15 protein-coding genes and 3 pseudogenes are annotated in these 21,826 nt (G+C 70.1%); 10 read left to right on the forward strand and 8 right to left on the reverse strand.

Features of this window, described 5'->3' with window-relative positions; genetic code table 11:
• Positions 1 to 7: 7 nt before the first annotated feature.
• Entirely contained in the window at positions 8 to 619 is a 612-nt protein-coding gene (locus ABFB10_RS10180) for a DUF1523 family protein (protein ID WP_347166437.1), read from the forward strand.
• Positions 620 to 1,197: 578 nt separating this feature from the next.
• Here ABFB10_RS10180 and ABFB10_RS10185 read toward each other — a convergent pair.
• The 7 genes and pseudogenes from ABFB10_RS10185 to ABFB10_RS10215 form a co-directional block, all read right to left on the reverse strand.
• Positions 1,198 to 1,473 (reverse strand): hypothetical protein, encoded by a 276-nt coding sequence (locus tag ABFB10_RS10185; protein ID WP_347166438.1) that lies wholly within the window; start codon positions 1,471 to 1,473, stop codon positions 1,198 to 1,200.
• Positions 1,431 to 2,021 carry a dimethyl sulfoxide reductase anchor subunit family protein gene (locus tag ABFB10_RS10190; RefSeq protein ID WP_347167991.1) on the reverse strand — a complete coding sequence of 197 codons (591 nt, stop codon included), beginning with the start codon at positions 2,019 to 2,021 and terminating at the stop codon, positions 1,431 to 1,433. The genes ABFB10_RS10185 and ABFB10_RS10190 overlap by 43 nt, the downstream gene beginning before the upstream one ends.
• A 422-nt stretch (positions 2,022 to 2,443) precedes the next feature.
• Positions 2,444 to 3,192, reverse strand: a pseudogene (locus tag ABFB10_RS10195) (4Fe-4S dicluster domain-containing protein).
• A gap of 74 nt (positions 3,193 to 3,266) precedes the next feature.
• Positions 3,267 to 6,069: pseudogene (locus ABFB10_RS10200) on the reverse strand (molybdopterin oxidoreductase family protein).
• 515 nt (positions 6,070 to 6,584) lie between these two features.
• Positions 6,585 to 7,160 carry a hypothetical protein gene (locus ABFB10_RS10205; RefSeq protein WP_347166439.1) on the reverse strand — a complete coding sequence of 192 codons (576 nt, stop codon included), beginning with the start codon at positions 7,158 to 7,160 and terminating at the stop codon, positions 6,585 to 6,587.
• 345 nt (positions 7,161 to 7,505) lie between these two features.
• Entirely contained in the window at positions 7,506 to 8,192 is a 687-nt protein-coding gene (locus ABFB10_RS10210) for a glycosyltransferase (protein WP_347166440.1), read from the reverse strand.
• A gap of 46 nt (positions 8,193 to 8,238) precedes the next feature.
• Positions 8,239 to 8,889, reverse strand: coding sequence for a glycosyltransferase (locus tag ABFB10_RS10215; RefSeq protein ID WP_347166441.1), 651 nt, complete (start codon positions 8,887 to 8,889; stop codon positions 8,239 to 8,241).
• Positions 8,890 to 9,101: 212 nt separating this feature from the next.
• Here ABFB10_RS10215 and ABFB10_RS10220 point away from each other — a divergent pair, with 212 nt between their 5' ends.
• The 5 genes from ABFB10_RS10220 (at position 9,102) to ABFB10_RS10240 (ending at position 16,499) form a co-directional block, all read left to right on the forward strand.
• On the forward strand, positions 9,102 to 10,556 hold the full coding sequence (locus tag ABFB10_RS10220; RefSeq protein WP_347166442.1) for a hypothetical protein: 1,455 nt from the start codon (positions 9,102 to 9,104) through the stop codon (positions 10,554 to 10,556).
• A 54-nt stretch (positions 10,557 to 10,610) separates the two neighbouring features.
• The gene (locus tag ABFB10_RS10225) at positions 10,611 to 11,828 is read left to right on the forward strand and encodes a glycosyltransferase family 4 protein (RefSeq protein ID WP_347166443.1); all 1,218 of its coding nucleotides are present in this window, start codon (positions 10,611 to 10,613) and stop codon (positions 11,826 to 11,828) included.
• A 293-nt stretch (positions 11,829 to 12,121) separates the two neighbouring features.
• Entirely contained in the window at positions 12,122 to 14,176 is a 2,055-nt protein-coding gene (locus ABFB10_RS10230; RefSeq protein ID WP_347166444.1) for an acyltransferase family protein, read from the forward strand.
• Positions 14,173 to 15,735 carry a GMC oxidoreductase gene (locus ABFB10_RS10235; RefSeq protein ID WP_347166445.1) on the forward strand — a complete coding sequence of 521 codons (1,563 nt, stop codon included), beginning with the start codon at positions 14,173 to 14,175 and terminating at the stop codon, positions 15,733 to 15,735. Before ABFB10_RS10230 ends, ABFB10_RS10235 begins: the two co-directional genes overlap by 4 nt.
• Positions 15,732 to 16,499: an SDR family oxidoreductase gene (locus ABFB10_RS10240; RefSeq protein WP_347166446.1), complete on the forward strand. Its 768-nt coding sequence runs from the start codon at positions 15,732 to 15,734 to the stop codon at positions 16,497 to 16,499. The genes ABFB10_RS10235 and ABFB10_RS10240 overlap by 4 nt, the downstream gene beginning before the upstream one ends.
• 2 nt (positions 16,500 to 16,501) lie before the next feature.
• On the opposite strand, the gene ABFB10_RS10245 is transcribed toward ABFB10_RS10240, so the two are convergent.
• On the reverse strand, positions 16,502 to 17,275 hold the full coding sequence (locus tag ABFB10_RS10245) for a WecB/TagA/CpsF family glycosyltransferase (RefSeq protein WP_347166447.1): 774 nt from the start codon (positions 17,273 to 17,275) through the stop codon (positions 16,502 to 16,504).
• Between the two features lie 222 nt (positions 17,276 to 17,497).
• Between ABFB10_RS10245 and ABFB10_RS10250 the strand changes: the two genes are divergently transcribed.
• The 4 genes and pseudogenes from ABFB10_RS10250 to ABFB10_RS10265 all read left to right on the forward strand — a co-directional run bounded on the left by ABFB10_RS10250 (position 17,498) and on the right by ABFB10_RS10265 (position 21,824).
• On the forward strand, positions 17,498 to 18,625 hold the full coding sequence (locus ABFB10_RS10250) for a Gfo/Idh/MocA family protein (protein ID WP_347166448.1): 1,128 nt from the start codon (positions 17,498 to 17,500) through the stop codon (positions 18,623 to 18,625).
• Entirely contained in the window at positions 18,613 to 19,626 is a 1,014-nt protein-coding gene (locus ABFB10_RS10255) for an NAD-dependent epimerase/dehydratase family protein (protein ID WP_347166449.1), read from the forward strand. The genes ABFB10_RS10250 and ABFB10_RS10255 overlap by 13 nt, the downstream gene beginning before the upstream one ends.
• A pseudogene (locus ABFB10_RS10260) lies at positions 19,623 to 20,868 on the forward strand (glycosyltransferase). Before ABFB10_RS10255 ends, ABFB10_RS10260 begins: the two are co-directional and overlap by 4 nt.
• Positions 20,865 to 21,824 (forward strand): glycosyltransferase family 2 protein, encoded by a 960-nt coding sequence (locus ABFB10_RS10265; protein WP_347166450.1) that lies wholly within the window; start codon positions 20,865 to 20,867, stop codon positions 21,822 to 21,824. The pseudogene ABFB10_RS10260 and the gene ABFB10_RS10265 overlap by 4 nt, the downstream one beginning before the upstream one ends.
• The last annotated feature ends 2 nt before the right edge of the window (positions 21,825 to 21,826 follow it).

Here is a 21,826-nt window from a genome sequence, read left to right on the forward strand (position 1 = left end):
CCGCCGCATGACCTACGTGAAATGGACGCTGATCATCGTCTTCTGGCTGCTGGTGGGCATGGTGCTGCACTACACGCTGCCGCAGCACGATATCGTGCGGATCACCGATACCTATGAAAAGCGCGTCGACCCGGGCGAGAACCGCTGGTTCTGGGCGCAGGCCGATGTGGGCGCCGACGGCACCCTGCCCAGCCGCGACGTCTTCTTCATCCAGACCCGGCTGGAGAACGGCAAGATCATGGTCTACCGCAACGAGGACACGGGCTGGGGCTGGCCGCCCTACTTCAAGTTCGACACCTCGAACCTGCAGGCCGAGGCGACGGACATGCGCTCGGCCCCGGACAACCCGCGCTGGGTGGCGCTGAAGCATTACGGCTGGCGCAACGAATTCCTGTCGATCTTCCCGAACGCCATTTCCGTCCGCCCGGTCGAAGGCCCGGACGTGCGCATCATCCCCTGGACCACCATCGTGGTGCTGGTGGTGCTGCTGGCGGTCTTCTGGGCCCTGCGGGTGCGCTGGCTGCGCTTCCGCGCGCGCCGCATCGACCCGGCGCTGGAGCGCACCGGCGACCGTCTCGACGCGGGCAGCGACCGCGTGAAGGGCTGGTTCCGCAAGTAAGGCGACGCGGTGCTGCCGCTCGCGGGTCAGGGTATGGGCCGATCCGCGCAGCCCGTGCGGCGGTGGATGGCCCCTGACCGCTTCGGCTGACGTCTTGCCAGGCCTTTCCTGATGCCCCCGGCGTTCCCAGGACGAACAGGGGTTCTCCAGATGAAAAGGCTCCCCGGATAGAATGGGGGGCCTTGCCAAGGCGAACACGGCCTGTCCGAGCGAACCTGCCCGCCTCAGTCGACCGCAGCTTTCGCCGAACGAAACCGCATTATCCCAACGGTGGCATCTAACCGGCACGCCCGCGTCCCTTATTGCGATGGCAGCGCAGGTCGGCCTTTTGCAGGCAGGTCTCTGCGGCCTGATCCACGGCGTGCCCGGCGCGGGCATGCAGGGCACCGCAATCCATCGCCTCGGCCAGTCCGTTGTGCAGAGAGAGACCGCATTGGTCAGCCGGTCCAGTGCGCCTTTCCCTGTCTCGCCATCCTGCGCCGACAGAACCGGCGCCCAGCCGCTCAGCGCCTTTTGCGCCCGCGCGGCGCGGTATCGGCCAGCGCAGACAGGGGCAGCAGCAGGACAGTCGGCATGGCCTAGCTTTCGGCCCGGGGCGGGTAGTACAGCGCCATGACGTGTCGCGCCTCTGCAAAGAACAGCCAGCGCGCGACAAGGGTTCCCGCCAGATGCATCATCAGGGCCAGTGCGCCGGTGACATGGCCCGGTGCCGCCAGCAGCAGAAGCGCCGGCAGGCCAGCCATCAGGACCAGCGCGATCATCCGCAGTTTCCGGGCGTGTTTGCGGGCGACGACAAAGGCCATCTCGCGGGTCAGGTAGCTGTCGCCGGTGTGCGGCGGCTCGAAGGGACGCACAGTGCCGCGCGCGCCGAGGCCGGTGGCGGAGGCGCGGGTGCTGGCCGGGCCGCCTCGCGCTGGTCGCCGCTTTGCCACCAGCCCAGCTGCGCCAGCCCCGTGGCGGCCAGCAGCACGGCGGCGGGGATCGCGCGCCCCGACAGCAGCGCGCCACCCGCCAGCGCCGTCAGCCCGAAGAGCGCGGGCGTCGACCAGTGGTGCCAGCGCGGCACCGTGCGCAGCTGTGTGTAGATCATCGCGGTTGCGGTGATCGTGGCGAGGCACAGCAAGGCCGAGAGCCAGCCCAGCGGCGCCACATGCGCCCCGAAGAATACCAGCGCGGCGGCGTAGAGGCCGGAAACCGTCAGGGCCGCGACCGAGAGGCAGGCCTCGCGCGACAGCCAGCTTGACCGCCATTGCGTGAAGGCGCGCAGGGCGCGCTCCGGGTGGCCGAGGTGAAAGGCCGAGGCCGCGAGCCCGCCCAGTGCCAGCGCGAAACCCAGGCCGAAGAAGGCGAAGGCGACCCAACACCCGGGCGGCGAAGGGTCGAGGCCCAGCCAGGTCAGCAGGCCGAAGCCCGAGGCCCGACAGCGTAGTGAACAGGATCAGCGAGCGCGCCGGATGCATCAGCGTCTCCTTCGGCGGGTGGCGCGGCGTGACCCCGGCGCGTGGGCTGCGGCGGGGTCCGGCCTCGACGGGTTGCGGTGCTGCGCGCGCCGGTCGGCTCGCCGCAGGGGGGCGCCGAGGTTTGTGCAGGTGGTGTGTCGACCGATCCACCCGCAGGGCAACGACAGCGCCGCGCCCGGGTCCATCAAGCGCGCGCGGTGACAGCGCGCGAGGCAAGCGGCGCCCCGGTCCGGGTCCTTGGGTGGCAGGGCGCGCAGGGGCCGGGCCGGGGCCTTTGCCTGCGGCCTGGCGCCATGGCTGCCCCGGGTCGCGGGCCTGTGGCGCGCGGTGCGACAGCGGGGCGTCGGGGCGAAGTCGGGTCGTCTCACAGCCGCTCCAGCGTCTTGTCGAGCCATGCGAGGAAGCCTTTCGGCTCTTCGGCCACCGGCTCGAGCCAGGGGGCGAGCACATCGACCTCGCCCTCCCAGGTGTCGCGGGGGCGGGGGGCAGGTACTGGTTGACGGGCTTCGTGCCCATCTCGGGCATCAGCGAGATCCCGCCCCGCTCGGCCACCAGCTGGCTGACGGCGCTCTCCGGGTCGTTCAGGTCGCCGAAATGGCGGGCCTTCGCCGGGCAGGTGCGGACGCAGGCGGGCTGGCGGTCTTCCTCGGGCAGGACCTCGTTGTAGATGCGGTCGACGCAGAGGGTGCATTTCTTCATCACCTGCTCGGCGCCGTCCATCTCTCGGGCGCCATAGGGGCAGGCCCAGGCGCAGAGGCCGCAGCCGATGCAGGCGGCCTCGTTGACCAGCACGATGCCGTCTTCGGTGCGCTTGTAGCTGGCGCCGGTGGGGCAGACGGTGACGCAGGGCGCATCCTCGCAATGCAGGCAGGACTTGGGGAAATGCACCAGCTGCGGCGGGGCGTCCGGCGGCGTGACCTCGTAGCTGTGCACGCGGTTGAGGAAGGTGCCCGAGGGGGCGGCGCCATAGGGGTCCTGATCCGACAGCGGCGCGCCATAGGCCTGATCGTTCCAGCCCTTGCAGGCCACGACGCAGGCGTGACAGCCGACGCAGGTGTCGAGGTCGATGACGAGGCCCAGCTTGACCGGGCCGGGGGGCGGCAGGGTGGTCATGGGTGCCCTCCGGGAGGCCGATCCGCCCGGGGCTGGCCGTGGCAGTCGGTATTTTTGCCAAGAAGAAGCATGGGTCAGGAGCCCTTTGTCCGGGGGCGCGATGCCGGGGCCGGTGGGACGGGGCTGGCCTGCGGCGGAATCGCCGCCTCCGGCCCTGCGGCCTTTTCGATGCGCACGCGCAGGTCGAACCAGGCGGCTTGCCCGGTGATGGGGTCCGAGTTGGACCAGCGCAGCCCGTCGCCCTCGGGCGGCAGCAGCTCGTGGATGATGTGGTTCATGAGGAAGCCCTTGGTGACCTCGGGGGCGCCGGGGTCCAGCGCCCAGGCCCCGCCGCGCTTGCCGATGGCGTTCCATGTCCAGACCGTCTGCGGGTTCAGCGCGGCCATTTCCAGCACCGGCACGGTGATCGAGCCATGCGCCGAGGTCAGCCGCGCCCAGTCGCCGTCGGTCAGCCCGTGTTCGCGCATCAGCGCGGTCGGCACGTAGAGCGGGTTCTGTCCGTGGATCTGCCGCAGCCAGGCGTTCTGCGAGCCCCAGGGAATGGTACATGGCCATGGGCCGCTGGGTCAGGGCGTGCAGGGGAAAACCCCCGGCCATGTCGGGTTCGTACCAGAGCGGCAGCGGATCGTGGGTCTGCGCGATGCGGGCGCGCAGGTGGTCGGGCGGCTGCTCTGGCCCGTGCCCCTCGGCGGCGCGCTGGAAGCGGCGCAGCGGCTCGGCGTAGAGTTGGAAGAGGTAGGGGGCGGGCTTGTCGGTCAGGCCAAGCTCCACCGCCCAGTCCTGATAGGCGCGGTTCCAGGGCTTGAAATAGGCCGCCTCTTCCGGGACGTGGGCCTGAAAGAAGCCCCCTGCCCGATGTAGCTGTCCAGCTGCGCCTCGTTCGGGCCGCCGCGCCCGTGTTGCAGGCCATTGGGGCCCATGCGCCAGCCCGCCAGCGGGCCTATGCCGGGGCGGCGCTCGTGGCGCATGATGTAGTCGGCGTAATCGCGGAACTCCGGGCTTCCGTCCTGTGCCGTGAAGCCGGGCAGGCCCAGCCGCGCGCCGAGATCGCAGAGCACCGACTGGAAGCCGCGCACGTTCCGGTCCGGTTCCACCACCGGCCAGCGGATCGCATCCGCCGCCGCATCCGGTTCCGAGATCGGACGATCCAGCAGCGAGATGCAGTCGTGGCGTTCGAGGTAGGTGGTGTCCGGCAGGACGAGGTCGGCATAGGCCACCATCTCCGAGGAATAGGCATCCGAGACAATGACATGCGGGATAACATAGGCGCCGCTGTCGTCCGTATCCGCCAGCATCGCCATGGTGCCGCGCGTGTTCATCGAGGAATTCCACGCCATGTTCGCCATGTAGAGGACCAGCGTGTCGATGCGGTAGGGATCGCCCGCGTGGGCGTTCGAGATCACCATGTGCATCAGGCCATGCGCCGACAGCGGGTTCTCCCAGGTAAAGGCCTTGTCGATCCGCGCCGGGCTGCCGTCCGGCTTGAGCGCCAGATCCTCGGGGCCCTGCGGGTAGCCCAGATGCGGGCCGTCCAGCGGCTGCCCCGGCACGGGCGCGGGCATGCGGGCGGGGGTGGGCCTCGGCGGGCTTCGGGTAGGGCGGCTTGAACCGCATCCCGCCGGGGGTCTCGACCGCGCCGATGAGGATCTGCAGCAGGTGGATCGCGCGACAGGTCTGGAAGCCGTTGGCATGGGCCGAGACGCCGCGCATGGCGTGCATGGCGACCGGGCGGCCTGTCATGGTCTGGTGCCGCTCGCCGCGGAAGTCCGTCCACGGGCGCTCCAGCACCACCGGCGCGTCAAAGGCGGCGCGGGCGATTTCCGCCGCCAGCGCGCGGATGCGGGCGGCGGGCAGGCCGCAGCGCCCGGCCACCGCCTCGGGCGTGTAGGCGTCCGACAGGTAGCGTTCCGCGATGCGGTGCATCACGCTGACGTGGGTTTGCCCGGCGCGGCGCAGGGTGCCGGTGAGGTCCGGGCGCACCCCGGGCGCGTCCCATGCGGCGGGCTTGCCCGTGCGGCGGTCGATCACCAGCGGGCGGCCCGCGTCGTCGCGCAGGAAGAGGCCGAAGTCCGGCGATTTCGGGTCCGAGACCAGCAGCACCGGCGCATTGGTGAAGCGCGACAGGTAATCCGTGTCGATCCGCCCCGCTTTCAACAGGCAGTGGACCAGCGACAGCACCAGCAGCCCGTCGGTGCCCGGCGTGATGCCCACCCAGTCGTCGGCAATGGCGTTGTAGCCGGTGCGCACGGGGTTTATCCCGATGACCTTGGCGCCGCGTTCCTTCAGCCGCGCCAGCCCCAGCTTGATCGGGTTCGAATCGTGGTCCTCTGCCACGCCGAACAGCAGGAAGAGGCGTGCGTGGTCCCAGTCCGGGGTGCCGAACTCCCAGAAGGCGCCGCCCATGGTGTAGATCCCCGCCGCCGCCATGTTGACCGAGCAGAAGCCGCCATGCGCCGCGTAGTTGGGGGTGCCGAACTGCTGCGCCCACCAGCCGGTGAAGCTTTGGCTCTGGTCGCGCCCGGTGAAGAAGGCGAGTTTCTCCGGCGCCGTCTCGCGCAGGGGCGCCAGCCAGCCGCGCGCCGTCTCCAGCGCGTCTTCCCGGGAGATTTCCTCGAACTGGCCGGATCCGCGCGGGCCTGTGCGCCGCAGCGGCGCCCGCAGTCGCGCCGGGGAGAGGTGCTGCATCAGCCCGGCGCTGCCCTTGGCGCAGAGCACGCCGCGGTTCACCGGGTGGTCGCGGTTGCCCTCGATATAGGTCACGCGCCCGTCCTTCAGGTGGACGTCGATGCCGCAGCGGCAGGCACACATGTAGCAGGTGGTCTTGCGGACCGTGTCGGAGACCGCCGGGGTCAGGTCGATCTCTGCCTCGTCTTTCATCGGCGCACTCCCATGCGGGAAACCCTAGCGATTGTCGGGATTTGGGCAAGGGCGGGCTTGGTCGCTGCCGCTGCGGCTGGCGACATGGCGCCGGAGCACAGGGGCGGCGGGCCGAGCCGCCCGGGGCTGACCCCGGCGATTGGTATTTTTGCCAAGAAGAAGCAGGGGTCAGGAGCCCTTTTGCCGGGGGTGTGCTTGTGGCGCCGGTGCCCCGGGGCGAAGGCCCGGCGAGCGTGGATGCCCGGTTGCGGGGGGCGATGCGCCTCAGCCCTCCGGCGTGCGTCGATCCCGGCCACCGAGGGGGGCAGGGCTTCGCGGGGAAGGGGCTGTTCCGGCGCCGGGTGGGTTGTGGGCGCGATCAGCCTGACCGTCCGGGCCCGCGGGGCGGCGATGGTGGCCTTGCGGCGGTCGCGGTGGCTGTTTTCGCCCCTCTCCTCGGCTGCGTCCGACAGGCCCGTTGGTAGGCCCGTCGGCAGGCCGCGCGCCCCGGTCGAGCCATGCGGGGGGCAGGCGTTTCAGCGTGACCCGGCTTCCTCGTAGGTGATCCCCAGCGCCGTCGCCGCCAGCACGGTCGAGAACAGCGCCATCGCCGCGCCCAGCAGGCGCTGGGCGGCAAGCCGCAGTCCGCTGGCCTCGCCCAGCGTTCCCTCGATCACGAGGAAGAGGAAGAGCGTGACGGCGGTGAAGAGGAAGGGCCCGTAGGCCAGCCGCCCCAGCGTGTGCCCGAAGCGCGGGGCGCCGCGCCGCCAGGCCGCGCGCAGCGTGCTGTCGCCGCCCACGGCGCAGGCGGGCAGCACCGTGCCGATATGGGCCAGCAGGACGCCGTGGATCGCGATGCCCAGCAGGATGCCGCCGACCACCGTGGCACGCTGAAGCCGTTCCGGCACCTCCGCCGTGACGGCGATGCCCCAGCCCAGACCGTAGATCAGCGCCACCAGAGCCCCGATAAAGAGCGCCGCCCGCAGCAGGAACCCGGCGACCGGCAGGCGCGTGCCGTCGGCGCCGCGTCCCGCAAGGGCCTGCTTCAGCAAGGCGCGCTCTTTCAGAAGGCCGGCCCGGTGGGCGAACAGGGCGGCCAGCGCATAGAGCACGAAGGCCGCCGCCGCGCGCGGCCCCGCGGGCCGATGTACTCCGCAGCCGTGGCCAGAAGCGTCAGAAGCGCAAGGACCGGAAAGGCGCGTGTGATGGTGACTAGGCTGCTGCGGTACACTCGGGGGGCCTGCGGTCAAGGTCGGAACAGAGGCAGGGAGGTCTTGGCGGCGCATGCCCTCTTGGTGAGGATGCCCGCCGCGCGCAGCGCCCCGGGCTTGACCGGCATCGAATGGCTCTGATCGGAGCGCAGGTCCGGCCCGCCGTTGGGCGCGGGCTGCGGCGGCGGGACCATCGATGCCGGTTTAGGCATGGGTGCTGACATGGGCGCGGGCTGAGGGGCCGGGTCAAGGCGGGTGGACAGCCGCGCGGCGCCCGCGCCCGAAACCGTGCGCATCCGCTCCGCCGGGGCGGGGACGAACCGGCTGGTGACGATCCAGCCTGCGCCGCCGGATTGCCGCCCCTGCGCCCTGTGGTCGGTCAGCGGAGAGTGGGACATCTGTGTGCTCCTGCCGGGATCTGCCCCGCAGAGGTAGCACGCGACCCCGGTCACGCCAGCGCGCGCCCCTGTTTCTGCGCGACGGCCCTGCGCAGCAAGGCCGCGGTGCCCATCCCCAGGCATCCCAGTTCAGACGAACCTCGTATTCCCGCCGGGCCGAGGCACAGAGCGCCGCATAGGCGGGGGCGTCGTCCAGATAGCGCCGGATCAGCGCGGCAAAATCCCCGGGTGTCGCGCCGGGGGGCAGGGCGTGGCCGTTGACGCCGTCCCGGACCGGCACGCCCCCGACCCGCAGGCACAGCGCGGGCAGCCCCATGGCCGAGGCCTCGCAGAAGGCGAAGCCGTAGGATTCGTAAGACGGCTGGACGAGGAAATGCGCCGCCGCAATCGCCGCCTCGAAGCGGTGCAATTCCTCCGGCACGGCCTTGTTCAACTGCGGGTGGACGGTGACATGCTCTGACCGGTGAGCCTCTGGCGGCGTGCAGCCGATCACCGTCAGGCGGGCATCGATGCCGCTGTCGCGCAGCGCGGTCATGCAGTCGAAGGCCGGGGGCCGCCCTTGGCACACCAGTCGCGCCCGATCACCAGCAGGTGCAGCGGTACGGTCGGGGGCCAAGGCGCGCGGGGCTGGGGCTGGCTGCGGCGCGATATTGGCGCCCTAGCGGCAGCACATGCGCGCGCGCCGGATCGGTGCCGTAGCGCGCCGTCACCGCCTGGCTCAGCCAGTCGGAGGGCCAGAGCAGCAGATCCGCGCGATGCAGGGCGGCGCGCTCGCGCCGTTCCACCCAGCCGTCCAATGCCGCGCCGATGCCGCCCGGGCGGTCGAACTGCTGGCCGATCTCGGACTGTCGATAGACGGACTGCACCGCATCCGAGGTGAAGGCGCTGACCACGTCCCCGGGGATCGGAACGCCCGAGAAGGCGGGCAGCGAATAGGCACCGAAGACCACGTCGAAGCGCCCCCCGCGCAGGGCCCGCCCCGCCGCCCTGCCGATCACGTGGCGCAGCGCGAAATGCGCGCGCCAGCGCAGGCGGATCGTCCAGTGCTCGGGCAGGCCTTCGATTGCGCGCCGCAGCGGCTCTGCCGCGCCCCAGTGCTGCGGCAGGATCGTGACATCGCCCGCATGGCGTTGCAGCGCCTCGAAGATCCGCGCGTTGCCCCCGGAATAGAGGTTCCGGTCAAGCGGCGACAGATCGCACAGGTAGGCGATGCGCAGCCTGTCCTTTGTCATGGTCGTCAGCCCCCGGCGTTCCCCTTGTTCCCTGATTATCCTGAAAATGCGGTGATTCCATGACCCCGGGCGGGATATCGTTTCCAGTATGGCGGCAATCCCGCAGTTGTGTCACGCACCCCGCTTTCACCGCATTGCAGCCGCGACTTTGCCCCGTGATCCCGGTACAAGGGCGGGGAACGGCCCGATGCGGCCACAATCTGACGGGACCGATGCCCAACCCGATCGCCTATCTCGCGCTGGCCCTCTGGCCGCTGATCGCGGGCGTGATGTTCACGCGCCTGCCGCGCGACCGTGCGGTGATCTGGTCGCTGATGCTGGGCTATCTCTTCCTGCCGGAACCGCCTGCGGTCTTCGACTTGCCGATGTTCCCGCCCTTCACGAAACACAACCTGCCCGCGCTTGCCGCCTTTGCCCTGATCCTGTGGAAGGACGGCAACAGGGTCCCGCTGCTGCCGCAAAGCGCCGTCGGCAAGGCGCTGGTCTTCACCTTCATATTCTCGCCGGTGCTGACCGTCGCCACCAATGCAGAGCCGGTCTTCTACGGCCAGATCGGCCTGCCCGGGCTGGGGCTGAAGGACATGGTCGCGCTCCCGCTGGAACAGATGATGAGGATCCTGCCCTTCCTGCTGGCCCGCCAGCACCTTGCCAGCAGCGGCGCGCAGCGCGAGCTTCTGCGCGCGCTGATGGTCGGGGGGCTTGTCTACTCGCTGTTCATGCTGATCGAGATCCGCCTCTCGCCGCAGCTGAACCTCTGGGTCTACGGCTACTACCAGCACTTCTTCGGCCAATCGATGCGGGCTGGCGGCTTTCGCCCGGTGGTCTTTCTGTACCACGGCCTCTGGGTGGCCTTCTTCTGCATGACGGCGGTCGTCTCGGCCTGGTCGCTCTGGCGCTGGTCGGAAGCGGGAAGCGGGCGGCTGAAGTACCTCTTCGCCGCGCTCTACCTGTCGGCGGTGCTGGTGCTGTCCAAGTCTCTGGGCGCGCTGATCTTCGCCGTCCTGCTGGTGCCCATGGTGATCGTCCTGCCGACGCGGATGCAGATCCGCGTGGCGGTGGTGCTGGGCTCCATCGCGCTGGCCTATCCTATCCTCAAGGGCGCCGATCTGGTGCCGCAGCAATGGCTGCTGAGCCAGGCCGCCGCCATCGACCCGGACCGCGCGGCCTCGCTCGACTTCCGCTTCAGCAATGAGAACACGCTCTTGGACCGCGCCTATGAAAAGCCGATCTTCGGCTGGGGCAGCTGGGGGCGGAACCACATCCTCGACCCGGTCTTCGGCACAATCCTGACGGTGACGGACGGGCGCTGGATCATCGTCATCGGCGTCTACGGCTGGGTCGGCTTCCTCGCGGAATTCGGATTACTGCTGCTGCCGCTCCTGCTGATCGGGCGCGAGGCGGCGGCGCGCGCGGGCCAGGTCTCGCAGTTCATCGCGCCGCTCTCCCTGCTGCTGGCGATCAACATGCTGGACCTCCTGCCAAACGCGACCATCACGCCGCTGACGCTGCTGGTGGCCGGCGCCCTGACCGGCTACGCCGAGAGGCTGCGGTCCGAACGCCTGGGCCTCCGCAAGATCGGGCCCGGCGGGCTGCAGGGCGAGACCGGAAGCAAGGGGCCGAAGGGCAAGACCGGGCCGAAGGGGCTGAAATGGAAATCCATCCTGTGAGCCGCCCCCGCGTCCTCGGCCATCGCCGAGGCGGCCAACCCCGAATGGGTCAGCGTGCCGCTGGTCGGCTGGTCCCTCGCCACCGCCCTGCGCGCGGAGGCCGAGGTGCATATCGTCACGCAGGTGCGCAACCGCGCGGCCTTCCTGCGCGCCGGCATGGTGGAAGGCACCGATTTCACCGCCATCGATTCGGAAGCCTTCGCCGCGCCGATGTGGCGCCTGGCAGAGCGGCTGCGCATGGGCGAGGGCAAGGGCTGGACCATGGTGCAGGCGATCAACGCGCTCAGCTACCCTTATTTCGAGCGGCTGGTCTGGAAACATTTCGGTCCATCGATCCGCGATTTCGACATCGTCCACCGCATCACGCCGCTCTCGCCCACCATCTCCTCGTCCCCGGCGGGGCGCTGCGCCCGGGCGGGCGTGCCCTTCATCCTCGGCCCGCTGAACGGCGGCGTGCCCTGGCCCAAGGGCTTCGAGGCCGAACGCGACGCCGAGAAAGAGTGGCTGAGCCGTGTCCGCTCTGCCTACAAGCTGCTGCCGGGGCGCGGCGCGACCCTGCGCCATGCCTCGGCCATCCTTGCCGGATCGCGGCACACGGCGTCGGAATTCCCGGCGACGGTCCGCGACAAGCTGGTCTGGCTGCCCGAAAACGGCATCGACCCGGCGCGCTTCAGCCGCGTGGCGGCGCCCGCCCCCGGCCCCCTGCGCGCCTGTTTCACCGGGCGGCTGGTGCCCTACAAGGGCTGCGACATGCTGATAGAGGCGGCCCGCCCGCTGCTGGAACAGGGCAGGCTTCACCTCGACATCATCGGCGACGGGCCGATGCGCCCGGCGCTGGAAATACAGGCGCAGGGCCTGCCGGGGATCACCTTCCACGGCTGGCAACCGCATGCCGAGGTGCAGGGCATCATGGCCCGCTGCCACCTCTTGTCCTTCCCCTCGATCCGCGAATTCGGCGGCGGCGTGGTTCTGGAAGCGATGGCGCTGGGTGTCGTGCCGCTGATCGTCGACTATGCCGGCCCGGGCGAGCTTGTGACCCCCGGAACCGGCCTCAAGGTCCCCTGCGGCACGCGGGCCCAGATCACCGCGGCCTTCCGCGCCGAACTCGACCGCCTGGCCGAGGATCCCGCGCCCCTCGCCGCCATGGCCGCCGCCGCCCGCGCAAGGGTCGGGCAGCATTTCACATGGGCGCAGAAGGCCCGTCAGGTCGCCCGGGTCTACCGGGCCGTGCGCGCGCAGGACAGGCCCGCCGATCTGACCCTCATCCCCTGACCGCCCGGAGCCAAAGGCGCAGCCGCACCGGGCAGGGGCCATCCCCTGCTTCTTCTTGGTCCAAATACCTCTTGACCCGGCCCGCCCCGCCGCACACCGCCCGAAATCCGGGCGCCTTCACGCCATGACCCGCGAAAGGCCACATTGCCGCCGTGAAACCGGGTATCGTGAAGAAAATTGCAATTCTTGTCGCTGACCTTGCCGCCGACGGGCGGTAGTATCCCCAGCACAGGCACGACCGGAGAAACCGGAAGGAGCAGGATGACAGCCGCACCCAAGGGGCGCCCCAAGGCATGAGCGGGCCGCCCATCAGCCCCATGCCCTATCGCGGCGACATCGACGGCCTGCGCGCCGTCGCGGTCGTCTCTGTCGTGCTTTACCATTTCGGCTTTCCGCTGCAGGGCGGCTTTGTCGGCGTCGACGTCTTCTTTGTCATCTCGGGCTTCCTGATCGGCGGCATCCTCTGGCGCGAATACGATGCCACGGGCCGCATCCGGCTGAAGCATTTCTACATCCGCCGCTTCCGCCGCCTTGCGCCGGCCTTCTTCGCCACGGTCCTCGGGGCCGGCGCGGTGGCCTGGGCGCTGCTTCTGCCCTTCGAGTTCCGCGAATACGGCAAGGCGGCCATCGCCTCGACCCTCTACCTGTCGAACGTGCTGTTCTTCCGGCAGGCGGGCTATTTCGACACCGTCTCGGAAGAAAAGCCGCTGCTGCACACATGGAGCCTTGCGGTCGAGGAACAGTTCTACGTCTTCCTGCCGCTGGTGATCCTCCTGCTGGCGCGCTGGCGCTGGGGGCTGATCGGCGCGCTGGTGGCGGCCTGGGCGCTGTCGCTGGCGGCCTGCATCGCGCTGACGCCGGTCTCGCCCACCGCGACCTTCTATCTCTTTCCCTTCCGCGCGTGGGAAATGCTGTCGGGCGTCCTGCTGGCGATCTGGGGGCAGGGGAGCAACCGGCCATGGCGCGGCAGGGCTGCCCTGTCGTGGCTGGGGCTGCTGCTGGTGCTGGGGTCGGTGGTGCTGATCCCGGCGGGACCGGCCTTTCCGGGGCTGCTGGCGGTGCTGCCGGTGGCGGGCACGCTGCTGCTGCTGTCCAGCGGCACCGGCGACAATCCGATCAACCGGCTGCTGACGCATCCGCTGGCGCGGTTCTTCGGGGTGATCTCCTATTCGCTCTACCTGTGGCACTGGCCGGTCTACACGCTGTCGACCTACCTGCGCGACGGATATGCCAATGCGGGCGAGGCGGTGGTGTGGATGGCGCTGTCGGTCCTGCTGGCCTGGCTGTCCTGGCGCTTCATCGAGAACCCGGTGCGCTATGCCCGCCGCCTGCCGGGCGGCGTGGTTCTGGGCGGCACGGCCATCGCCTCGGCCTGCGTGCTGGCGCTGGGGGCCTATGTCTACAAGGCCGACGGCCTGCCCGACCGCTTCGGGCCAGAGGCGCGGGTCCATATCGCCGCTTCCGGCGACTTCCTGCAGGACTTCAGCCGCTGCTACATCGCCGACAGCCTGCCGCTGGACGGGCTGGAGGTTTGTCCCATCGGCCCCGAGGGCCCGCCGCGCGTGCTGGTCTGGGGCGACAGCCACACCCGCGCCTTCAAGGAGGGGCTGGACCTTGCCGCGCATGAGGCGGATGTGCCCGGCCTCATCCTGTGGCGCGCGGGTTGCCCGCCGCTTTTTGGCCTCCGCAAGGTCGAAAGCGCCGCGACTCCCGCGCAGGACATGGCCTGCACGCAGGCGAACCTTCAGATCCGGCAGGCCATCGGGCGGCTCGACAGCCTCGACAGGGTCCTGCTGATCGGACGGTGGAGCTATTATGCCTCCGGTCAGGGGGTGGGCCGCGATGCGCACAACCGCATCGCGCTCTATCCGACGGACCGGCCCGAAAACACCGGGCAGGCGCAGGGCGCCCTGCTGTCCGAGGCAGCGGCCAGCACGGTGGCGGAGCTGCGCCAGCGGGTGCCGCAGGTCTTCGTGCTGCGCCAGCCGCCCGAGATCCCGCGCTACGACAGCCGCAAGGCCGCGCGCGAGGCCGCCCATGCGGGCTGGCCGCTCGCCCCCGCGCCCGAGACAGAGGCAGAGGTGCCCGAAGCGGCGCTGGCCCCGCGCGCCGCCATGGCCGAGGCGCCGTGGGTCGCGCTGGCAGAGCGCGGGGCCATCACGGTCCTCGACAGCTGGCCCCGCTTCTGTGACGGGGGCACCTGCCGCGCGGTCGAGGACGGCACCGGCCAGTATTTCGACAACAACCACGTCACCAACGCGGCGGCGCTGCGGGTCCGCGACCTCTTTGCCCCGGTCTTCCGCGGGCCTTCGGCGCGCGCGGTGCTGCATGGCGCCAGCAGCCCATGACCGCGCCGGGGCAAGATCCGCTCGACCGGGGGCCATGGGATGCGCTGGTGATCGGCGCCGGGCTGGGCGGCGGCACGCTGGGCCGCGCGCTGGCCGAGGCGGGGCAGAAGGTGCTCTTCGTGGAACAGGGCCGCGCGGGCCTGCGGTCCGAGCGCAACGGGCTGTCCGAGATCTTCGTGCCCGAGGCGCGGCTTGCGCGCGGGCTTTGGCCCGAGCCGCTGCATGTCACGCTGGATGGCGTGGAACAGGCCTTCTACGCGCCGCTGGGCGCCGGGGTGGGCGGCAGTTCCGCCTTCTACGCCGCGACGCTGGAACGGCCGGAACGGCACGACCTCGACGACAGCGCCGCGCGCCCGCACCCCAGCGGCGGCTGGCCGGTGGGTTTCGACGCCATGGCGCCGTGGTATGCCAGCGCCGCCCGGATGTACCGCGTCCATGGCAGCGCCGATCCGCTTTCGGCGGAAGAGCCGCTGCCGCTGCGCGCGCCGCCCGCGCTGTCGCGGATGGAAGAGGGGCTGATGGTCAGCCTGCGGGCGCGCGGCCTGCATCCCTATCACGCTCCGACCGCCGTCGACCGGGTGGCGGATTGCGAAAACTGCCTTGGCCGCAAATGCCCGAAGCCCTGCAAGATGGACGGGCGTTCTGCCGGGGTGGAACCGGCGCTGGCGACCGGCAAGGCGGCGCTGCTGGAGGGCGCGCAGGTTCTGCGGCTGGTGGCGAACGGCGACATGATCGACCACGCAGAGGTGCTGGTCGGCGGCCAGAAGCACCGGCTTCGGGCACGGCGCTATATCCTCTGCGGCGGGGCGCTTGGCTCGGCGCGGCTGCTGCTGGCCTCGGCCTCCGAGGCCTGGCCCACGGGTCTTGCCAATCGCTCGGGGCTGGTCGGGCGCAACCTGATGTTTCATCTCAACGAAATGTTCGCAGTTTGGCCGAAGGGGCCGGACGAAGGCGCGACAAAGGCGATCGCGCTGCGCGACTTCTATCACCGCGACGGGCAGCGGCTGGGCACGGTGCAGGCCATGGGCATCCGCGCCTCTTACGGGGAAATCCTGTTCTACATGAACCGGATGCTGACGCAGCGCGGCCTGTCCCGCCTGCACCCCGCCGCGCGCCTGCCCGCCGCTCTGGCGCAGCGGATGCTGGGCGGCGCGCAGGTCTTCGTCGGGCTGATGGAGGATCTGCCCTACCCCGAGAACCGCGTCACCTTCGACAGGGCGCAGCCGGCGCGCCTGTCCGTGACCTACAGGCTTTCGGACGAGTTGAAGGCGCGCCGAAGAGCCTTTCGCACCGCGATCCGCAAGGGGTTCCGGGGGCACAGAAGGCTCTTCCTCGGCGTCGCGCCAGAGTTGAACTGGGGCCATCCCTGCGGCACCCTGCGCTTCGGCACCGATCCGGCGCGCTCTGTGCTGCGCCCCGACTGCCGAAGCCATGACGTGACGAACCTCTGGTCGGCGGATGCCGGGTTCATGCCGACCTCGATGGGGGTGAACCCGGGCCTGACCGTGGCCGCCAACGCCCTGCGCGTGGCCCGGGGCATTCTGACGGAGGAGACATGACGCAGCTGACCCCGCAGGACGGTTTCGCCGTGGTGACGGGCGCGGGCTCTGGGCTGGGTCGGGCGCTGGCGGTGCAGCTCTGCGCGCAGGGGTTCACCGTGGCGGGGCTGGGCCGCCGCGCCGCGCCGCTGGCGGAAACCGGGGCCGCCTGCACCGGTACCTTCGTTCCCGTCCCGGTGGACGTGGCCGACTGGGGCGCTGTCCGGGCCTGCTTTGCCGGGCTGACCGCGACCCATGGCGCCCTGGCCCTGCTGATCAACAATGCCGCCATCTACCCGCGCCGGGACACACTGGACGAAAGCGGCGACAGCTTCATGCAGACGGTCGCGATCAACCTTGGCGGCACGGTCAACTGCACCCGCGCCGCGCTGGAGGACATGGGCCCGCGCGGGCAGGGGCGCATCCTGAACGTCGCCACCTTCGCGGATCTGAACCCGCTGCCCGCGTCCTCGGCCTATGCGGTGTCGAAGGGGGCTGCGCGCATCCACAGCCGGGCGCTGATCGCCGACCTTGCGGATCGCTTTCCGGGGATCGTCATATCCGACTGGATGCCGGGCATGTTGCGGACCGGGATGGGTATTCCCGACGGGCTGCCCGCAGAGGTCGCGGCGCGCTGGGGCGTCAGGCTGGCCCTGATGTGCGACCCCTCGCTGACCGGATCGACCTTCGAGATGGGGCAGGAGATCCTGCCGCCCCGCAGCCTCAAGCGAAAGCTGAAAGATGCGCTGCTGATGCGCAGGCCCCGCGCGCGGAGCCTGTCGTGATGTCAGAGCTTGTGACGCGACAGCCGCAGCGCCGCGGCCTGGGCCATCTGCCGGGGCAGGATCGCCATGCACTTCAGGTAGCGCTTGGTCATCCGCTTGGGGTCCAGGGCCATGCGCCACAGCCATTCCAGCGCAAGCCGCTGCACCCATTGCGGCGCGCGTTTCTGACGGCCCGCGAAGAAGTCCAGCCCGGCGCCGATCGAGGCAAAGCCCAGACCCGGCGTCACGCGCCGACCCAGCGCCGCGAAGATTTCCTGCTTGGGCGCGCCAAGCGCGACGAAGCACAGGCCGGCGCCAGAGGCCTCGATCTGCTTCAGCATCGCCTCGGCCTCTGGCCCGGCCGGGTCGAAGCCCATAGGCGGCGCGATGCAGCAGACCACGTTCAGGCCGCGCAGCTCGCCTTCCATATGGGCCTTGGCCTCGGCCAGCGCCTCTTCGGTCGAGCCGAACAGCGCCACGGTGACCCCCACGTTGGAGGCCATGCGCGCCAGCGGGATGATCAGGTTGGATCCGGGAATGAGCTTCACCGGGCGCCCGGCAAGGCGCGACATCCAGACAATCGGGTTGCCGTCGGCGGTGATCAGATCCTGCGCCGCATAGGCGTCGCGGAAGGCGCCCGGCTCGCGCAGCTTCACGAGGTGGTCGAGGTTGAGCGTGGCAAGGGCAAAGCCTTCGCGGCGCTCCATGCGGGACACCACATGGTCGGCAAGCGCGTACCAATCCGGCACATTGACCCGGATCGGCTGATCCGCGACAGAGAAAAGCATACCTTTCATGCGACCTCCTTGGCCTGCGCAGGAAACATCAGCCCCAGACCCCATCCCGCAGCAGGGATGAAGCTGGATCCCGTCATTGACGGTGTTTCCGGATTGCGCCCCCCGGCGCCAAATTCCCGCCTCAATTCTCTGTCTTTTGCTTCGTTTATCCAAGGTGGAAATATCTGTCACAGGCGTCAGAATCGGGAAACAAACTGTTCGCCGGAAGCGGGGGCGCAGAACGTGCGTGACAAGATTATCCTTTTGGGATGCGGGTTTGTGGCCGATCTCTACATGCTGTCGCTGGCTGCGATGGAGGGCATCGAGGTGGTCGGTGCACATGACCGTGATGCCGCCCGGCTGGAACGGTTTTGCACTTCCTGGGGCATTGTTCCGCAACCCTCGATAGAGGCGCTGCTGTCCGCGTCTCCGGGGGCGCTAGTGCTGAACCTCACGAATCCCGAATCACATTTCGAAACCACCCGCGCCTGCCTTCTGGCGGGGCACCCGGTTTACTCGGAAAAGCCGCTTGCCATGACGCTGGAGGACGCGCAGGCGCTGCATGCGCTGGCGGCGGACAAGCAGCTGGCGCTGGCCTCGGCGCCCTGCTCGGCCCTGGGTGAGGCGGCGCAGACGCTGGGCCATGCCTTGCGGGCCGGTCTGGCCGGGACCCCGCGCGCGATCTACGCGGAACTCGACGACGGCTTCATTCCGCAGGCGGCCTATGACAAGTGGCGCTCGGACACCGGCGCGCCCTGGCCCGCCGAGGACGAATTCCGCGTCGGCTGCACGCTGGAACACGCGGGCTATTACCTGACATGGCTGATCTCGTGGTTCGGGCCGGTGCGTCGCGTCGTGGCCGCCAGCGCCGAGACGATCCCGCCCGCCGACAAGGGCGGCGGCGGCCCCTATGCGCCCGACGTCTCTGTCGCGGTTCTCTATTTCGAGAACGGGCCGGTGACGCGGCTGACCTGTTCCATCGTCGCGCCGCACGACCACGGCATCCGCATCGTCGGCGACAGGGGTGTGCTGTCCTGCAAGGCGGCCTGGGACAACGAGGCCAAGGTGCGCTTTGCCCGCCGTCTGACCCTGCGGCGCCGGCTGATGGAGCATCCCTTTCCGTCCCGCGTGAAGCTGCCCGGCCCGACGCATCCCAAGGTCAAGCGCTGGGGGGCTGCGGCGATGAACTTCATGCTCGGCCCCGCAGAGGTGCTGGCGGCGGCGCGCGAGGGGCGCCCCTGCCGCCTGTCCAACGATTTCGCCCTGCACCTGACCGAGGTCACGCTGGCGATCCAGAACGCGCGCGAGGGCGCGGCGGTCGACATGGTCACCCGCTGCGCGCCGATGGAGCCGATGCCATGGGCGACCTGAACGCTGGTCTTATCGCCGTCACCGGCGCGAATGGCTTTGTCGGGCGCGCCTGCGTGGCCGAAGCGCGGCGGCGCGGGCACCCGGTGCTGGCGCTCTGCCGCAGCGCGCCCTTGCCGGAGTGGGAGGCGGATGCGGGCATCACCGTTGCGCGGATCGACCTCTCGACCGAGGCCGGGCGCTTGCGCGCCCTGCTGGCGCCGGTCGAGGCGCTGATCCATGCCGCCGCCTTCATGGGGGACAACCCGCAGGTGCTGGTGCGCGACACCCTCGCCGCCACCGGCGCGGTGCTGGCGGCCTGCGGGGCCGCCGATCTGCGGCTGGTGATGGTCTCGTCGCTGGCGGTCTACGACACCGACGCGCTGTCGCCGGGCGAGCCGGTGACAGAGGCCAGCCCGCTGATCGCGCTCGCGCCCGACGCTCTGGACCAGCCAGAGGCCTACCTGCGCAGCGCCCGCGATCCCTATGCCGGGTCCAAGCGCCTGCAAGAGGCGATGATGGCGCAGGATGGCGAGGCCGGGGGCAACTGGATCCTGCGCCCGGGCGCGATCTGGGGACCGGGGCGGTCCCGGCATGCGCTTCAGGGGTTCTGGGCCTCGAAGCTGTTTGTCACCATCGGCTCGGACGGGGAGCTGCCGCTGGCCCATGTGGACCACGTGGCGCGGGTCGCGGTGGACTGCGCGCGGACCGCTCCGCAGGGCACATCCGTCCTGAACGTCTTCGACGACGACCGGCCCACGCGGGCGCGGTTCCTGAAGGTGCACCGCCGCTGCTACGGCTGGCCGCGCCTGAACGTCACCGTACCCTATGGCGCGTGGCTGGCGCTGGTCCGGCTGCTGAAGCCCCTGGCCAGCCGCCTGCCGGGCCTCTTCCGGGAACCGATCCTGCGCGCCCGCATGATGCCGCTGCGCTATCCGAACACGGCGATGCGCAGTGCCTTCCCGGGTGAGGACACCGACACCTTTGAGGGCCTCATGGCCCGCACCCGCGAGGCCGAGACATGAGCCTGCCGCGCATCGCCTACCTGACCGGAGAGTATCCGCGCGCCTCTGACACTTTCATCCAGCGCGAGGTGGCGGCCCTGCGCGCGCTTGGCCACCCGGTCGAAACCTGCTCGATCCGCACGACAGGCGCGGAACATCTCGTCGGGCCGGAACAGCGCGACGAACATGCGCGGACCTTCAAGGTTCTGGACGCCTGCAAGTCGCCGCGTCGCCTGTTCTCTGCCCATCTGCGCTGGATGCAGCAGCCGGGGCGCTACCTGCGGGCGCTGGCGCTGGCGTGGAAGACCGCGCCCAAGGGCATCAAGGGACGGCTCTACAACCTGATCTATTTCGCAGAGGCCGCCGTGCTGGCTGACCACCTCGCGCAGCGCGGCGTCGAGCATCTGCACAACCATATCGCCAAGGCCTCCTGCACCGTGGCGATGCTGGCGTCAGAGCTGTCCGGCATCCCCTACAGCTTTACCATCCACGGCCCCGACATCTTCTTCGAACCGCACCACTGGCGAGATCGACGAAAAGGCCGCGCGGGCGCGCTTTGTTGCCTGCATCAGCGACTTCTGCCGCTCGCAGCTGATGTGCTTTGCGGGGCAGGAGCACTGGGACCGCTTCCACATCATCCACTGCGGCGTCGATCCGGCGCGCTATCGCCCCGCCCCGCACGAGGGGCAGGAATTGCTGTTCGTCGGGCGGCTGGCGGCGGTGAAGGGCGTGCCGGTGTTGCTGGAGGCGGTGGCGGCGCTGAAGCCGCGGTTTCCGGCGCTGCGCCTGACCCTGATCGGCGACGGCCCCGACCGCCCCGCACTCGAGGCGCAGGCCCGCGCGCTGGGGCTGGGCGAGACCGTGCAGTTCCTTGGCTACCGCAGCCAGTCCGAGGTTGCCGAGGCGCTGGCAGAGACCGATATCTTCACCCTGCCCAGCTTTGCCGAGGGCGTGCCCGTGGTCCTGATGGAGGCGCTGGCCTCTCATGTTCCGGTGGTCACGACGCAGATTGCCGGTGTGCCGGAACTGGTGCAGGACGGCGCCAGCGGGCGGCTGGTGCCGCCGGGCGACATTCGGGCGCTGGCGCAGGCCATCGCCGGGCTCTTGCGCTCGGACAGCCTGCGTCGGAGCATGGGCGCCGAGGGCCGCGCGCGCGTCGAGGCGGCCTTTGATGTTTCCCGGGAGGCCGCGCGCCTCTCATCCCTGTTTTGCGGCTATATCGACGGCAGACCCATGCCGCGCCGCCCGGAGGTGCCAGAATGACGCCTATTGATGTGGTCCTGATCGACCGGAACGAGGGCGCGCGGCTTGTCGCGGCGCTCGATTCGGTGCGCGGCAAGGCGCGGCAGGTGATCTATGTGGACAGCGGGTCCACCGACGCCTCTGTGGCCGCGGCAGAGGCGCGCGGCGCCGGGGTTGTCCGCCTTGACATGTCGGTGCCCTTTACCGCCGCGCGCGCCCGCAACGCGGGTTTCGACGCGCTGGACGACCCGCAGATCGTGCAGTTCATCGACGGCGATTGCGCGCTGGTGGATGGCTGGCTGGATGCCGGGCGCGCCTTTCTCGAAGCGAACCCGCATGTCGGCATGGTCACCGGCTGGCGGTCCGAGATCCACCGCGATGCCTCGGTCTACAACCAGCTCTGCGATTTCGAATGGCGCCGCCCGGCGGGCGAGATCTTGACCTGCGGCGGCGACATGATGGTGCGCGCCGACCTCTGGCGGCAGGTCGGCGGCATGAATCCGGTGGTCATCGCCGGAGAGGACGACGACGTCTGCTGCCGGTTCCGCAAGGCGGGCTGGGCGCTGCATCGGCTGCCGCTGGAGATGACGCGCCACGACGCCGCCATGACGCGCTTTGGCCAGTGGTGGGCGCGGGCCGTGCGCACCGGGCACGCCTTTGGGCAGGTCCACGGGCTGCACCCGGACTTCTTCGTCACCGAAGTGCGCCGGGTGCTGTTTTACGGCGCCGTGCTGCCGGTGCTTTTCGTGCTGGGGCTGTTCACCGAGCCATGGCTGAGCCTGCTGGCGTTGCTGGTCTACGTGGTGAACCACATCCGCACGGCACGCGGTCTCAGGCGGCTGGGCCTGCCCGCCGATGACGTCCGCAACCACGCGGCGTTAATCACCCTGTCGAAATTTCCCAACATGATCGGCCTCGCGCGCTACCATCTGCGACGCCTGACCGGAGCGAAAATGCGGATTATCGAATATAAGTGAGG

The organism is Ponticoccus litoralis (genome assembly GCF_039769985.1).
Classification (GTDB): Bacteria; Pseudomonadota; Alphaproteobacteria; order Rhodobacterales; family Rhodobacteraceae; genus Ponticoccus; species Ponticoccus litoralis.